Here is a 14467-nt window from a genome sequence, read left to right on the forward strand (position 1 = left end):
CAATGGAAATCCGCCAGATCAAATACTTTGTTGCAGTCATCGATTGCGGCAGTTTGTCCAGGGCCGCACGCCAGGTGCATGTGGCGCAATCGGCATTGAGCAAGCAGATGTCGGCGCTGGAGGAGGATCTGGGGGTGCAACTGTTCCATCGCAGCCACAACGGCGTGGTTGCCAGCGAAGCGGGCAAGGTTTTTTACGAATATGCCCAAGGCATGCTCAAACATTTGAGCGATGCCCGCGCTGCCGTCAACAGCAGCCAGGAGGAAGTCAGCGGGTCGATTACGGTGGCGTTGCCACAAAGTGTCGCAACCATTCTGGCCATGCCTCTCATGCGCGCAGTGGCTGCCCGTTACCCAAAGGTGGCGTTTCATCTCAACGAAGAGTTGACCGGAAACGTCATGGATCAACTGCTCCATGGCCGAGTTGATCTTGCTCTGTTCACCTCACTTGATTTGCCCCCGCAGGTGATGTTCAGCGCATTGATCGAAGAAGATTTTTATCTGATTCACCGGGCCCATGCACCCGACGCACCGCCCGCCGGCGAGGTTTCCCTGGAGCAGGCGCTGGCCAGGCCTTTGGTGTTCCCCAGCCAGGCCCATGGTCATTGCACCCGTACCGTCGTTGAGCACGCAGTAAAACAGCGTGGTTTGGCAACGGGCGAAATCGCCATGGAAGTCAACTCCGTACACATCCTCAAAAGTGCGGTCGAAGCAGGTATTGGTCACACCATCATGCCGCTCAACCTTGCCATGCGAGAAATCGAGGACGGGCGCTTGGTCGCCCATCGGATCGCAGCTGAGGGCGTGTCACGAATCCTGGGCATTTGCAGTTGCGCCTCAATGCCCGCCAGCCACCTTAAAACCCTGATCAGTGAACTGATCCGCGAGATCGTGGGGGGGATGTGTCAGAGCGGTGACTGGCCTGGAGGTCGCGCCCTCGATCCGTAAGCCCTGCCATTTCACAATCGCCCCTACAACAACAAGAAAGAGGCTCGAGATGAACACCTTATCGTCGCTCCCCGGTGACATGCCGGACCACGCACTGCATTCGGCCTATCGCAAAACCGCATGGCGGGTCATTCCGCTGCTGATGGTCTGTTATCTGGTCGCTTATCTGGACCGGGTCAATGTCGGCTTCGCCAAGCTGCAGATGCTCGATGACTTGAAATTCAGTGAAGCGGTCTACGGGTTGGGGGCCGGCGTGTTCTTTGTCGGTTACCTGATGTTCGAGATCCCCAGCAATATCGCGCTGCACAAGTTTGGAGCCCGACGCTGGATTGCCCGAATCATGATGACCTGGGGCCTGCTGTCGGCAGCCATGATGTTTGTCGAAACGCCCATGAGTTTCTACCTGCTGCGCTTTCTGATTGGCATCGCCGAAGCCGGCTTCTTCCCCGGGATCATCTTCTACCTCACCACCTGGTTCCCGAGCCATCGCCGCGGGGTGATGATTTCATTGTTCATCGCGGCCTTGCCGATCTCAAGCATGCTCGGCTCGCTGATTTCCGGCCTGATCATGCAAACACTCGATGGCGTGGCAGGTTACGCCGGCTGGCAGTGGTTGTTCGTGATCGAAGGATTACCGGCCGTGGCACTGGGTGGCGCGGTGTTCTTCCTGTTGCGCGATCGCATTGCAGATGCCCACTGGCTCAGTCACGATGAAAAACGCGGCATGCAGGCCGCACTGGACCGCGAAGCCAAGGCAAAATCTCACCATTCAGTGCGCGATGGTTTGCTGAACCCGAAAATCTGGTTGCTGGGCGCAGTCTACTTTTGCCTGGTGCTGGGCCAATACGTCATCAGCTTCTGGATGCCGACTATCATCCGCAACAACGGTGTTGCCGAACCCTGGGCGATCGGCGTACTGAGTGCTATTCCCTACTCCGTTGCGGCCGTGAGCATGGTGATGGTCGGGCGCAGCAGCGACCGTTTTCGTGAGTATCGCTGGCACCTCGCGATCTGCGCTTTCATCGGTGCCGGCGGCGTGGTGTTCGGCACCCTGTTCGGCGCCAGCCTGTGGTTGTCGATGATTGGCCTGACTGTCGGTACCGCGGCGATGATCAGCAGTTTGCCGGTGTTCTGGGGCATGCCCACTGCCGTGGTGGGTGGCGCAGCGGCGGCGGCCGGGATCGCGCTGATCAACTCGCTGGGTAACGTGGCCGGTTTTTTCAGCACGATCGTGGTCGGCTGGTTGACCCAACTGACCGGCAACACCCAGGCCGCCATGTATTTTATGGCCGGCGCTCTGGTGATAGGCGGGCTGCTGGGGTTGAGCGTGTCGCGCACGCGTGATGAGCCGATTGTGGCGATGAAAACAGCGCCCTGAGCAGGTACTGAGACGGGGCTGAACACCACACGTCCTGTGGGAGCGGGCATGCCTGCGATGCCATCGCGAGCAAGCCCGTTCCCACTTCAGCACGGCTCAGTTACCCCGCCCGCCCCCGAATGACCAGTCCTCGGCCTCTGTGGTGGTCACAACCACCATCACATCTTCAGGATCGAGGCCTGTGGCACGGTTCAGTTTCTTGACCAGGTCTTGATAAAAAACCTGCTTGGTCTGCGTAGAACGCGACCGCCCTGCCGTTATGGCAATCAACACAAAGTCATGGCTGCGCGGCCCGCCAAGGTAGTCACGATCGAAAATCAGCTCACCCGCCTCATGCTGGTCAATGACCTGAAAACGATCCGCCAGCGGCACCTCGAAACTTTCCACCAACGCATCGTGAACCCCCTGTGAAAGCGCCTGCAAATATTCGACAGACTTGCCCCGGTGCAGCGAAATTCGTGCAAACGGCATGGCGCATTGCTCCTTTGAAGTGGTGATCGTAAAAATCTATCAAGTCGCAACCCTTGCGAATATCAGATTAAATGACGCCCATCGTTCCAAAATTGTGGATGATCAAATGAGACGGCCTGCCTTCGACCTCGATGTACTGCGCACGTTTGTGACCGGCGTGGAGCTCAACAGTTTTGCCAGGGCGGCAGATCGCCTGGGCCGCTCGACGTCTGCCGTGAGTGCACAACTCAAGAAGCTTGAGCAACAGATTGGCACACCGGTATTGGCCAAATCCGGTCGGGGTCTGGCACTGACGCCAATGGGCGAATCCTTGCTGAGCCATGCCCGCCGACTGCTGGAACTCAACGACAGCATTTTCCAGACGTTGCATGAAAACCAGACGGCAGCAACCGTACGCCTGGGACTTCAGGAAGACTTCGGCGAGCACTTTCTCAGCGATATTTTGCGCAGATTCGTCACGACCTATCCGATGGTCAGCCTGGAAGTCAGGATCGCGCGCAACGCCGAACTGCTGACCCTGATGGACAACGGCGGGCTTGACCTGGCGCTTGCCTGGGACACCGGGCTGGCGTCCACCTGCGTAAAGCGTCTGGGTGAAACTCAACTGCACTGGATCGGGTCGCGAGACAGACCAACTGGTAACAGGCCTGCCGAGGCGCCACTGCCCCTGATCATGTTCGACGCCCCTTGCGTCATGCGCAGCGCGGCGATCAAGGCGCTGGATGAAGCACACATTGCCTGGCGAATTGCGCTGACCAGCCCAGGTGTGGGGGGAATTTGGGCAGCCGTAGCAGCCGGATTGGGGGTGACCCTGCGCACCCGCATCGGGCTGCCGAGTCATCTCTTCATTATTCGCGACTTACCTGCGCTGCCCACGTTGGCTTATGTGCTGCATCGCGTAAACGAGCACCTAACCCCTGCCGCCAGGCTGCTGGCCGAGCTGATAGAAACAAGCCTGCAAGAGCAGTCGATGACCAATGGGTTGGGCCCTGGCTGACCTCCCCTATTGGCTCTCTGACTTTGTTGCCCCCTGCATGAGCTTGCGTTTCACTTGCCTGAGGTAGCTATTGACGATGAGCTTGTGCGCCGGGCCCACCGGCACCATGTAGAGGCGACCGTAGGCGTTGTGGGTGACCACGGAGGATGTGACCACCAGCACATGATCGGTGGTTATCGAAAGGCAAATCATCACATCCAGATGCCGGTCACGCTCGGTCAGCACCAGCATCTGGGGAGCACTGTGCTCCACCAGGAAAAAATCCAGATAATCCCCCGCTTCCACGGTTTCTCGTCGGGTGCCGGAAAACCCACCAATGCGTTTCACGCCAAACAGGGAGGAGATTGCATCACGCGTCCGAAACGCCAGGCGCATGGGCATTCCCTGTTCGGCCGTCATGAGGTTCCAGGCTTCAAGCGCCGTGATTTGCGCTGGAAGCTGGACCGATCTGCTGTCGTGGTAATCGAGTTCAGACACTTTACGAAGCGTGCGAACTGGTGATGTGAAAGCCAAAGCCTACCTCCTGGATATTGACGAAAATTCCATTTTTTCAATCGCCCCGGGCAGATCCAAACAGCCTCAGCGCCCCGGCTGCCATTGCGGGTGCATCGCAAGGTGCTCATGGTTGAGCCATGGAGCATCATGCTCAACCCAAATGTGAAACTGCGCACGCACACCCGGGTCTTCGTCCAGAGTTGCGACGCGAACAATCACTGCCGGTGCTGCGGTTCGCTCTACCACAAGGTGAGAGCCGCACAGCGAGCAAAAGCGACGCAATTTCCCTGGGGAAGACTCGTAACTGCTCAGGTGTTCATGCCCCTTCGTCCAGCGAAAGTGCTCACGCAAAACACCCGCCGTGGTCACGAATGCTGCCGCATGGGTTTTGCGGCACGAGTGACAATGGCAGTGGCTCATCGGCATGTCGACACTGTCAATTTCATACCCGATTGTTCCACAGGCGCAGCTTCCTTTCATTGGATATTTCCTTGTTGATGAGGGGGATACGGTGACCATCAATAACCTAAAGCAGACGTGTATCGGTCACAACCTCAACGCGCCAGACCGGCTGAAGGCGTCAGCGGTCTCTTCTCGCTTTGCGCGTCTTCGATTAGGCTCGTGCGCTTAACCGAATTGCCATTTTGGAAACGGAGTCTGACGTGAACACAGGGATTGTGACATTTGCCACGTGTGGCTATGCCGTTATCAACGGGCTGATCGGGGAGCAGGAACTGGCCTGGGCGAGAAAGATGACTGACGCGCTGGTGGAACGCTATCGTTCAGGGGAACCGTCAGCACGGGCCGCCGGGGTGAGCATTGGGGACGCCAGTCGACAACATCCGCAGCGCAATCCCGATGTTGAACCGGGTCAATACAGTCACGAACCGTTTATCATCGGCGATCTTGTCCCGCTGGAACCCGGCTTTGCGCGGTTCCTTTGTCAGCAGTCGATCTGGACGTGCGCCGCCCGGCTGCTGGACTGCGCGCCAGCTGAGGTGCTGTTTCATTTCAGCAATATCACACGTAAACCCGGTGAGATCGGCCCTGCCGTGGGCTGGCATCGTGACGCTGACAATCGATACTTTGCCAGCGATGACGGGCGCACCCTGCGATTATTGATACCGCTTCAGCACATGAGCGCGGGCAATGGCGGCACAGCCGTGGTGCCAGGTTCACACCTGCATGCCGAGACCGCCATCGACACCGCGCTATCCCCCGACGTTCCGGCTGCGGGATGCCTGGCGTTGCACTCAGGCACACTGCACGGTGGTTTACCCAATCGCAGCCGGCAGAACCGGGATGTCATAGTCATCCAGTTCGGGGTGCGCTCATCACACCTCAGAGCCCACGCGAGCGAAGCAATGGCGCTATCGTCTCGCGAGGACTTCCTGAAGGTGGTCAATGCCTAGTTTTTCTTGCCCAGGTTGCCCAGGCCGCCGAGCAGGCCGCCAAGACCGCCCAAGCCACCCGTGGCAGTACTTCCACCCGTCGTGCCGGTGTTTACCTGACCGCCAGTTGAGGCCGTTGCCCCACCAAGACCGCCAAGCCCCCCAAGCAAGCCACCGTTGCCACCGTTGCCACCGTTGCCACCATTACCCCCCAGCCCCAGCAAACCGCCCAGTCCACCCAGCCCGCCGGTATTTGTACCGGTGCCTGCACCTGCTGGCGGATTGAGATAGCCACCGGATTTATCCAGCACACCGCCTACGCCGCCAAGCACTCCGCCCACCAGGTTAGTGACCGGGTTATTGCCTGTGTCTGCCACTTTGTCACCTAGCCCCCCTACCGCACCGCCAACCTGTTTGAGCAAACCGTCCACTGGTTTGCCCAAACCGGTTGTTGTACCCACCTTGCCCGTTACGTTCTCAACCAGTGAAATCACCGGCACCACAACTTTGTCATTCACGCCGCCAGTCGCCTTGCCCAGTTGACCACTGGTTACGTTGGTAGTCAGCGTATTGCCGAGCATGGTGACTGTGGTTCCGACCTTGTTCACCAGACCACCCGTGGTGTCGGTGACTTTGCCCACAACGCCCCCGACGAGAGGAATCTGGCTGATCGGCGTGTTATCGACCAACCCGCTGACGCCCGTTCCGAGTGACGAAACCCCTTTGCCGACGTCGCTGACCCCAGTGGTGACACCGGCCACGGTGATACCCAGCGAGTTTTTATCAGTGCCCAGGGACCCCAGACCGTTGGTCACGCCATCAGTAATGGAGGACACCGCGTTGCCGGTATTGACCACCAGCCCGCCTGCTGCGCCGACCACAGGAACTTTGGTCAGGGTCGTACCCACATCGCTGACCAGATCACCCACACCGCCCAGACCCTTGCCCAGTTCATTGGTGACCTGGCCTGTCACCAAAGGCGTCTGGGTAGTGGTTGTGACAGGAGGCGTCGTTGTGTTGCTGGTGCTGATGGTGGTCTTGGAGCCACCGCCGCCGCTGCTGCATCCCGCCAAAGCGGCGGTCATGACCAAACATAAAGCGGTGCTCTTTTTCAACCCTAGTTGAGTGCTCATAATCAACTCCCTTGAACGTGCCATGCCTAAGTTCGAAAGCCCCCTGTTCTGAGTTCAAGGGACATTCCATCCGTGAGTACATAACAACTCCATAGGCTTCAACACACAATTCACAACTTGGTATTAACACTCTATATAGCGCGGCCGCGACTCAACTAAAGGACTAATACGCTCGGATTAATAACCGCCAATAACGTCATCACCATCAACCCCAACGCGGGTTTCATCAGTGCCCTGCACGTGGGCCACTCCTTAAGTTATAAGCACAATTAACAGCCCCCCTGTTTTCTAAATAGACGTTCAGAACCGGCCACCGGCCTGAAATCAACAAGGGGTATTGCCCGCAAGGGATTCAATACCTGCCTCAACCGCTCAAATCTCCTTGAATTGATAGCGGGGAACCCCCGCAACGGGCACACGGATACTGTAGATATTTCCGGCTGCCGGGCAGTCAGCCAGCTCGGCTGGTGACATGCCGAACCTGGCACTGGTGATAAACAGTGTGCTCATGTCGGGGCCGCCGAAACAGCAACTGGTGGGGCGCGGGACCGGCACGTCGAGTACACGGGTCAGCTCACCGTGGCGGTCGTACCTGAGCAGACAGCCACCATTGAACTGGCATACCCAGATGCCCCCTTCACTGTCCATTGCCAACCCGTCAGGGCGTCCAAGGTCTGGCGGTGTAAGGGCAAACACTGACACGTCGTTCAGGCAGTTGCTGTGCGCTTGGTAACGAGCCCGAAAAAGGGTGCGGGCCACTGAATCGACAAAGAACACCTCACTGCCATCAGTCGACCACACCAGCCCGTTGGGCAATCCGAGACTGTCCAGGATCACCGAGGCATTCAGGCCTGGGTCGTAGCGATACAGCTTTCCTGAGTGTTGGCTGTGAGCTTCGTCCATCAACCCCGTGACAAACCGGCCCTGAGGGTCGCAAGCACCGTCATTGAAACGGTATGAAGAGTGCGTGCTGGCCGGTTGCGACTGGCGGGTAACCCGCAGGGTGTCACGGTCAAGGATGGCGATGCCGGCATCACGGGCAAATATCAGGTTACCGGCATTGGTCAGTGCCAACGCGCCGATCCGGGAGGGTGATTGGTAAAGCCGGGTAAGGTTGGCCTGGGTATCCAGGGCATTTATCTGCCCTCGGGAAATGTCCACGAACAACAGGCGATGACTGATTGCATCCCAGACCGGGCTTTCGCCAAGATCCGCCTGGCACGCAGAAAAAAGGCACAACGACTCCTGAACAGGCATCTCAACATTCCTTGATCTGGTCCCACAAGCGGGCAACCTGCTCGGCGCTGGAGGCCTTGACCCGAGCCAGATCGAGGGGATAGTCGACCCCCGGGTTCTCGACAAATCGCGTCGCGGTGAACTGGCCATTGCTGGCCCGTAGTATGTAGCCGGTGTCCTGGCACAACTCAGAAGCCAGAAAAATCACGCCGGGTGTAACCCATTGAGGTTTCAAATTGTCCGGCTCGCCACTCACGCCCCACATGCGGGTCTTGGCCACCGGCGATACGGCGTTGACCAGAATGCCATCGGCGGCGCCTTCCATGCTCAGTGCATTCATGATCCCAAGCTGGGCCATCTTGCCTGCGGCATAGGCCGTCAACCCCGGCTGCGCATAGTGCTGATACATGGCGCGGTCCGAAGATGTCAGCACCACCCGTGCAGCTTCTGAGCGCCGCAGGTATTTCCAGGCATGCTTGCAGAGCCAGATCGGGCTGTAGATGTTGATATCCAGCGCACGTTCAATAAACGTCGATTGCGCCTCTTCAATCGACTGATAACCGACCCAGCCCGCGTTGTTGATCACAATGTCCAGTTGTCCGAACGCGTCGATGGCCGTCTCGATCAATTGCTGACACACCTGCTCGCCAGCCAGATCACCATGATGGCCGATCACGTTGTATCCCTGGGCTTCAAGGGTGTGTGCCGCATCCAGAACAACGGAGTCGTCAGTGCCATCACCCATCTTGTCCGCGCCACTATCACTGATCACGACATTGGCACCCAACTTTGCCAATTCGCGTGCATAACTCAAACCCAGCCCACGGCCAGCACCCGTTACAACGGCGGTTTTTCCGGAAAAGTTCATGGATAGTTCCTCGTATTTATCACGTCACCTTAACAATCGGACGGGAAGTTGTTTAATACTAAACAGGAACTCAGTTGATACGCTGCGCCTATCACGCGGCCTATTTAAAGCCGTTGAGGAATCAAGCCTTCTCTATAATTAATTGTTACCCTGCTCCGGCAACAGTGATCTATTCAAATCAAGGAACACTGGAAATGATCGAAACCCGACTGCTCAGGCAGTTCATCGCGGTGGCTGAAGAGCTGCACTTTCATAAAGCTGCAATTCGCCTGCATATGGCCCAACCGCCCCTGAGCCAGGCCATTAATCGCCTGGAAGGTAAACTGGGTTTCAGCCTGTTCACCCGCAGCAAGCGCGAGGTAAAACTGACACCCGCAGGCACTGTCTTTTTGCAGGCCGCCTATCAAACACTCAACGCACTGGAACGGGGGATTGAACACGCTCGCCAGGTGTCCGAAGGCAGTGCGGGGACCCTCACGGTGACTGCCGTCTCCATCGCGTACTACGAGCCATTGCTCAGCACCCTCAGGCGGTTTCGCCAAACCTTTCCCAAGGTTCAACTGGTCATCAAGGAAATGCCATCCTCCAGCCAGGCCAAGGCGATTCTGGCCGCAGAAGCCGATATCGCCTTTATGCGCAAACTGCCCTTTTCGGCGCAAAACATCGAATCGCGCCTGTTGCTCGACGAAGCCATTGTCATGGCGCTGCCCCTGGACCATCCCAAGGCGCAGCCAGGTCCGGTCGAGCTTCGGGATTTCGCCGACGAGGACTTCGTGTTCACCCCCAAGGCCCTGGGCAGCGGCTATCACAGCCAATTGATTGCCTTGTGCGAAGCCGCCGGTTTTTACCCAAAAGTGGTACAGGAAGCCGCGCAGATCCATACCCTGATCGGCCTGGTGAGTTGCGGTTTTGGCGTGGCCCTTGTGCCTGAGTCCATTGCCAGCTCGAACATGCGCGACAAGGTTGTGTTTCGCCCGATACGCCCGGTGGCAGAGTCTGCCAACCCTGCCATCGGGCTCTACATGAGCTGGCATACCCACAACCCGTCACCGCTGATCAACCCTTTTATCTCCATGTTCGACAGCGCCAGCCAACAGCACGACTAGAACCTGGTCTGCAAGCCCACACGCAGGGTGCGCCCCGGAGCGGGCATGAAACTCTGGGCCAGCGGGTCGAGGTAATAACGGTCAGTCAGGTTCTGCAGCGAAACATTCAGCTGGGTGTGGTCCTTCCACTTGTAGTTGAGGAACAGATCAAACAGCGCCACTTGTTCATAGACCAGTTGCGGCGTGGTGGCGCCGGTTTGCCATTCATTGTCGGCCTTGACGGTCGGGCCGGAGGTATAAGTTCCACGGCCGCCGACGGTAAGCGTCTGGTCAAAAAAGCGCAGGCCCGTGGTCAGGTTTGCTGCAAAGCGTGGCGGGTTCTGGGTATTGGAATAAGAACCCATGAAGCTGCCCGGCGTGCAGTTGGGCGTTTTGCTCAAGTCCTGATAGGGATTGGAGCTCGCGCGCAAACGTGCTGCGAAAGTCGAGTCGCAGGTTTCGGTTTTCAGGTAGTAAGTGGACGATAAATCTGCAAACACCCGGCCCGCGTCGTAATGCGACTGCAACTCCAGGCCGCTGGTTTTGAAGCTGTCGGTATTGCTGAACTGCATCAGGCCCATCAGCCCCGGGCTTGGGTCGTAGTAGCGGGTGATGTAGTTCTTGATGTTGGTGTTGAAGTAGGCAACCTTGATGGCCGCCGAATCGTTGTCCACCAGCAGGCTTTTATGCAGGGTGCTGGCACCGATCTCCCAGTTGCTTGAGCGCTCGGGTTTCAGGCCCTTTCCGGGCATGGTCTGCAAGACGCCCTGACTGGTTTCGAACAGCGAGGGCATGCGCAGGCCCTGGGTGTAAGACGCATAAAAGAACGTGTCCGGCGCCAGCTCGACGTTGAAACCAATGGCAGGCGCAAAGGCACCGCCGCTGTCGCTTTGTTTACCGGAGTACGCGTAACCGCTGACCACCTCGCCAACCTGGGATGGATACACCGTAGATTCAGTTGCGCCGAAGTCGTTGTAGCGCGTGCCCTCGAAAGGGAAGTTGGTGTTGTTGAACACGATACCGTTGTTCAACCGCGGGTCCGTAGCGTCGGTGTACTGCCCGTTCTGATCCGGGAACCACATCATGTTGCCGTAGCTTTGCGGGCTAAAGACCCTCAGGTACCTCAACTCACGCTCCTCTCGCAGGGCCGTCGAGTGGGCAACGTGATCCTTGGTGCGGTAATAGGTGTAGCGACCACCACCCCACAGCGTCAGCCTGTCGACCGGCTGGTATTCCAGTTTGCTGTGCAGGCTGAACTCCTGCCGGGAACCGTCGCGCAGGCTGCGGTTGGCATTGATGTCGTCCTGATGGGTGACCACACCTTTTTGCGGGCGCAGTTCCTCGACCTGGAACGAGCCGCCCACATCCAGCTTAAGGTCGCCGAAGTTCGTATCAAACTGCGAGGTATTGGCCAGGTCGCCGCCAATGCGCCGGTCGGCCTGGCGGGTCCAGTTGCGATCCGAGCGATAACGTTGGGAAGCCGGCGCCAGCACCGAGGTCAGGTTGCTGGTTTGCGCATCCGTCATCCACAGGCTGGCTGTCAGGTCCACCAACGGGTTGGCGCTCGGGAGGTAGTTGTATCGGGCGGTATAGGTGTCGATTTTGGTGTGGCCCAGCGGGTACTGGTAGATGCCCCCGGTGCCGAAACGAAAAATGTCCGAGGGCATGATCTCGCCAATATGGCCGTCGTACCGTCTAAAGCCCAGCTCCAGCGTATGGTCATCGGCCGGGCGAATGGTGGTTTTGATCAGGTAGGAGTCGGTCTCTGACGATGAGTTGAGGACCTCTTCGCCGGGGTTATAAGTTGTGGCAACCGTCATGTCTTCGCGACCATAACGGTCAAAAGTGCGGTAACGGTCCTGGCCCTTTTTACCGGCGAAATAGTTGCCCTGATTTCGATGCGCGTAGGCGGCCACCACATCGAAATAGTCATGGGTGTAGGCAAACGCGGCACTGCCGGACTGCGCCTCTGAGCCGAACAGCCCGCCACGGTTGCGGTGCGGCTCGGAGTAAAGGGTCTCAGTGGCCGAATGGCCGTCACGGGAGGCGGGAGCAACGCCGTTGTTCCACACATCGCCCTTCAAGCGCAGGCCAACGGTGTGACCGTCACGCAAAATGTCGTCTACGCCGATGGTGCGCATCTTTACCGTGCCGCCAATGGCACTCGATGTCAGGCTCGGGCCCTTGTCGATGGTGATATCGCTGATCAGGTCAGGGTCAATGTAGCTGCGCTGCTGGGTACCGGCATAACCGCGATACACATCCAGCGCCTGTTGCGAGCCATCGACCGTGACGGCTACCCGGCTTTGCCCCTGGATGCCACGAATGTTCACATCCAGGCCACCGCCATTACGGCTGTCCCCCACCTGCACACCCGGCTGCCCCTTGAGCACATCACCCACCGAGATCACGCCAAATCGTTGCATGTCTTCGCTGGAGATATACACCGACGATCGCGGCGCCAGATAGACCTCTTCAATGGCCGGATCTTCCCCGGTGACCTTCTGCGAGGGCAGCACAACAGCCCCTCCCCCCTGAAACAACTCGACGCTCCCATCCAACCGGCGCTGATAACTCAGGCCGGTGCCTGACAACAGTCGCGTCAGGCCCGCCTCAGTACTGAAGTCGCCCTGCAGTCCCTTGCTGCTCTTGCCTGCCGTCAGCGTCGAACTCCCCGCCATGCTGATGCGCGCCTGCACGCCGAAACGCGAGAGCACCTGATCCAGCGGACCTGCATCGATGTTGAAGTGTTGACGCTCGTCAGCAGCGAAAACGGCTGCGCTGTAAAGCGGTTGCAGGCCCAGAATAAGCAGGCCGAAGGTACGGGCGCACAAAACACTTGCGGGGGATATCATGCAGGGCTCCTGAAGGTGAAGACCCACCTGTTTCGGTGGGTTATTCCTGAAGGCCCCGCCAGATTCAAAAAACTATCGCGCTGCACAAAAAATAATTTCAGACCGGTACCACGGTGACCCAATAGCGGGTCCGGCGCTCGATGCGTACCGGTAACGCATGGGCCACCAACGCCAGCGCCGCATCGGTGTCGTCGAGCTGAAAACTGCCAGTCACGCGCAAACCCGCAACCTGTTCGCTGCAGCGCAAAATTCCGGGCCTGTAGCGTGACAGTTCGGCCAGCAGAACATCCAGACGCATGCGCTCAGCCGGTAAAATGCCACGCAGCCACGCCTGGGCCATGAACACATCAGTGAGGCTTGCCGGGTGGAGACCCTGAGCATCCACCCGCGTTCGCCAACCGGCCTCAAGCAGTAAGGGTGTCCGGTTGTGACGCGAGTTCACCTGTACCAGGCCACGCAACACCGTGACCTGAGTGCCCAGGCGATCATGGCGCACCAGCAGATTAGCCCCACGGCCAAACAGCACGGCATCGGGGGTGACCAGTTGCACCGAACCTGACTTGGCCTCCACATTCAGAGCCAGTTCGCCTTCGATCAACTGCACATGGCGACGGTCTGCCTGCCAATCCACGTTGGCCGCACTGGCGGTGTTCAACCATAACGACGTGCCGTCGGCCAGCCGCCACTGACGACGCTCGCCGGTGGAGGTGCGGTAAGTGGCCAGAGCAGTTCGCATAACGGTGGACTGAGCGCCTTGCCAGGAAACCCCGCCAAACAGCCCCAGTGCCAACAAGCACTTGAGTACCTGCCTGCGGCGCCGAGGGTCTGTGCCGGCAGATTCAAGCGCCCTGCGCGCCGTTGCATCGGATAAAAGAGCGGCCCCGGGCTGCATCAACAGCGGCAGGCTACTGACACGTTGCCAGGCATGTTCATGCTCGGCGCTCGCCTGGCGCCATTGCTGCAACGCCAACTGATCAGTTGCACTCATGAGCCCGGACTGCATGCGGACGATCCAGTCGATGGCCGTATCACGGACACGGGGATTAACAGAAACACCGCTCATTCGAAACGGCTCGCGTAGCAGACACTGAACGCCTTGCCCATGGCCCTCTGCACTTGGGCCACGCTCAAGCTCAACTGCGCGGCGATCTGCGGATAGGTCAAGCCATCGAGTTGGGACAAAAAGAAAATCTGCCGGACCCGGGCAGTTAATCCGATCAGCAGCGAATCGAGTTGCAACAGGGTTTCGATCGTCAGGTAGCGGTCTTCGGGAGAAGGCTCCTCGCCTGCTGGCCGGGCAGCCAGGGCCTCAAGGTAAGCCCGCTCGATTGCCTGACGCCGCCAGCGGTTGATCAGCAGGCCATTGGCAATCGTTGCAAGAAACGCCATGGGTTGGCGCAGTGCCTGAGCATCGTGCTTTGAACGCAGTACACGGATAAACGTGTCGTGAGCCAGGTCCTCGGCATCGGCACTGTGCCTCAATCGCCGATGCAGCCAGCCCCGCAGCCAACCATGATGATTCGCATACAACTGCTCGACGGGCGAGACGATCCTGTCGTGAGACATGTGAGATTCGCTTGATCTAAATGATAATTCTTCTCATCTTATTAT

At 58.5% G+C, this 14467-nt stretch carries 14 protein-coding genes; 5 read left to right on the forward strand and 9 right to left on the reverse strand.

Translation table 11 applies throughout. From position 1 onward, the window contains the following. Positions 1 to 2 precede the first annotated feature (2 nt). Together RGV06_RS03855 and RGV06_RS03860 are read left to right on the forward strand one after the other, a co-directional pair. Entirely contained in the window at positions 3 to 947 is a 945-nt protein-coding gene (locus RGV06_RS03855) for a LysR family transcriptional regulator (RefSeq protein WP_046809058.1), read from the forward strand. Between the two features lie 49 nt (positions 948 to 996). Next, the gene (locus RGV06_RS03860) at positions 997 to 2325 is read left to right on the forward strand and encodes an MFS transporter (RefSeq protein WP_322149420.1); all 1329 of its coding nucleotides are present in this window, start codon (positions 997 to 999) and stop codon (positions 2323 to 2325) included. Between the two features lie 96 nt (positions 2326 to 2421). Here RGV06_RS03860 and RGV06_RS03865 read toward each other — a convergent pair whose 3' ends face one another. Beyond that, a complete protein-coding gene (locus RGV06_RS03865) occupies positions 2422 to 2796 on the reverse strand; it encodes a tautomerase family protein (RefSeq protein ID WP_046809057.1) in 375 nt (124 codons plus the stop codon). A gap of 106 nt (positions 2797 to 2902) precedes the next feature. Here RGV06_RS03865 and RGV06_RS03870 point away from each other — a divergent pair, with 106 nt between their 5' ends. Next, complete coding sequence (locus tag RGV06_RS03870) at positions 2903 to 3793, forward strand: LysR substrate-binding domain-containing protein (protein ID WP_322149421.1); 891 nt, start codon at positions 2903 to 2905, stop codon at positions 3791 to 3793. A 6-nt stretch (positions 3794 to 3799) separates the two neighbouring features. On the opposite strand, the gene RGV06_RS03875 is transcribed toward RGV06_RS03870, so the two are convergent. After that, positions 3800 to 4306 (reverse strand): DUF2867 domain-containing protein, encoded by a 507-nt coding sequence (locus tag RGV06_RS03875; RefSeq protein WP_046809056.1) that lies wholly within the window; start codon positions 4304 to 4306, stop codon positions 3800 to 3802. Positions 4307 to 4372: 66 nt separating this feature from the next. Continuing rightward, positions 4373 to 4768 (reverse strand): GFA family protein, encoded by a 396-nt coding sequence (locus tag RGV06_RS03880; protein ID WP_322149422.1) that lies wholly within the window; start codon positions 4766 to 4768, stop codon positions 4373 to 4375. Positions 4769 to 4950: 182 nt separating this feature from the next. Between RGV06_RS03880 and RGV06_RS03885 the strand changes: the two genes are divergently transcribed. Then, positions 4951 to 5700 (forward strand): phytanoyl-CoA dioxygenase family protein, encoded by a 750-nt coding sequence (locus tag RGV06_RS03885; protein WP_322149423.1) that lies wholly within the window; start codon positions 4951 to 4953, stop codon positions 5698 to 5700. Here RGV06_RS03885 and RGV06_RS03890 read toward each other — a convergent pair. The 3 genes from RGV06_RS03890 to RGV06_RS03900 all read right to left on the reverse strand — a co-directional run bounded on the left by RGV06_RS03890 (position 5697) and on the right by RGV06_RS03900 (position 8916). Beyond that, on the reverse strand, positions 5697 to 6812 hold the full coding sequence (locus RGV06_RS03890) for a collagen-like triple helix repeat-containing protein (protein ID WP_084682724.1): 1116 nt from the start codon (positions 6810 to 6812) through the stop codon (positions 5697 to 5699). The genes RGV06_RS03885 and RGV06_RS03890 overlap by 4 nt on opposite strands. 372 nt (positions 6813 to 7184) lie before the next feature. Further along, positions 7185 to 8069: an SMP-30/gluconolactonase/LRE family protein gene (locus RGV06_RS03895; RefSeq protein ID WP_019825539.1), complete on the reverse strand. Its 885-nt coding sequence runs from the start codon at positions 8067 to 8069 to the stop codon at positions 7185 to 7187. 1 nt (position 8070) lies between these two features. Then, on the reverse strand, positions 8071 to 8916 hold the full coding sequence (locus tag RGV06_RS03900) for an SDR family NAD(P)-dependent oxidoreductase (protein ID WP_322149426.1): 846 nt from the start codon (positions 8914 to 8916) through the stop codon (positions 8071 to 8073). Positions 8917 to 9110: 194 nt separating this feature from the next. Between RGV06_RS03900 and RGV06_RS03905 the strand changes: the two genes are divergently transcribed. Beyond that, positions 9111 to 10022 (forward strand): LysR family transcriptional regulator, encoded by a 912-nt coding sequence (locus RGV06_RS03905; RefSeq protein ID WP_322149427.1) that lies wholly within the window; start codon positions 9111 to 9113, stop codon positions 10020 to 10022. Here RGV06_RS03905 and RGV06_RS03910 read toward each other — a convergent pair. From RGV06_RS03910 to RGV06_RS03920, 3 genes are all read right to left on the reverse strand, one after another. Further along, complete coding sequence (locus RGV06_RS03910) at positions 10019 to 12856, reverse strand: TonB-dependent receptor (protein ID WP_322149429.1); 2838 nt, start codon at positions 12854 to 12856, stop codon at positions 10019 to 10021. The two genes, RGV06_RS03905 and RGV06_RS03910, sit on opposite strands and share 4 nt — an antisense overlap. Positions 12857 to 12953: 97 nt before the next feature. Continuing rightward, the gene (locus RGV06_RS03915; RefSeq protein WP_322149431.1) at positions 12954 to 13919 is read right to left on the reverse strand and encodes a FecR domain-containing protein; all 966 of its coding nucleotides are present in this window, start codon (positions 13917 to 13919) and stop codon (positions 12954 to 12956) included. Beyond that, complete coding sequence (locus tag RGV06_RS03920; RefSeq protein WP_019825530.1) at positions 13916 to 14422, reverse strand: sigma-70 family RNA polymerase sigma factor; 507 nt, start codon at positions 14420 to 14422, stop codon at positions 13916 to 13918. The genes RGV06_RS03915 and RGV06_RS03920 overlap by 4 nt, the downstream gene beginning before the upstream one ends. Positions 14423 to 14467 lie beyond the last annotated feature (45 nt).

This window comes from Pseudomonas sp. CCI3.1 (genome assembly GCF_034313985.1).
In the GTDB taxonomy this organism is placed as follows: domain Bacteria; phylum Pseudomonadota; class Gammaproteobacteria; order Pseudomonadales; family Pseudomonadaceae; genus Aquipseudomonas; species Aquipseudomonas psychrophila.

What these genes read in the sequence shown, in the direction of transcription:
- RGV06_RS03855 (WP_046809058.1), top strand. Translation starts at nt 3, where the DNA reads ATGGAAATCCGCCAGATCAAATACTTTGTTGCAGTCATCGATTGCGGC.
- RGV06_RS03860 (WP_322149420.1), top strand. Translation starts at nt 997, where the DNA reads ATGAACACCTTATCGTCGCTCCCCGGTGACATGCCGGACCACGCACTG.
- RGV06_RS03865 (WP_046809057.1), bottom strand. Translation starts at nt 2,796, where the DNA reads ATGCCGTTTGCACGAATTTCGCTGCACCGGGGCAAGTCTGTCGAATAT.
- RGV06_RS03870 (WP_322149421.1), top strand. Translation starts at nt 2,903, where the DNA reads ATGAGACGGCCTGCCTTCGACCTCGATGTACTGCGCACGTTTGTGACC.
- RGV06_RS03880 (WP_322149422.1), bottom strand. Translation starts at nt 4,768, where the DNA reads ATGAAAGGAAGCTGCGCCTGTGGAACAATCGGGTATGAAATTGACAGT.
- RGV06_RS03890 (WP_084682724.1), bottom strand. Translation starts at nt 6,812, where the DNA reads ATGAGCACTCAACTAGGGTTGAAAAAGAGCACCGCTTTATGTTTGGTC.
- RGV06_RS03895 (WP_019825539.1), bottom strand. Translation starts at nt 8,069, where the DNA reads ATGCCTGTTCAGGAGTCGTTGTGCCTTTTTTCTGCGTGCCAGGCGGAT.
- RGV06_RS03900 (WP_322149426.1), bottom strand. Translation starts at nt 8,916, where the DNA reads ATGAACTTTTCCGGAAAAACCGCCGTTGTAACGGGTGCTGGCCGTGGG.
- RGV06_RS03905 (WP_322149427.1), top strand. Translation starts at nt 9,111, where the DNA reads ATGATCGAAACCCGACTGCTCAGGCAGTTCATCGCGGTGGCTGAAGAG.
- RGV06_RS03910 (WP_322149429.1), bottom strand. Translation starts at nt 12,856, where the DNA reads ATGATATCCCCCGCAAGTGTTTTGTGCGCCCGTACCTTCGGCCTGCTT.
- RGV06_RS03915 (WP_322149431.1), bottom strand. Translation starts at nt 13,919, where the DNA reads ATGAGCGGTGTTTCTGTTAATCCCCGTGTCCGTGATACGGCCATCGAC.
- RGV06_RS03920 (WP_019825530.1), bottom strand. Translation starts at nt 14,422, where the DNA reads ATGTCTCACGACAGGATCGTCTCGCCCGTCGAGCAGTTGTATGCGAAT.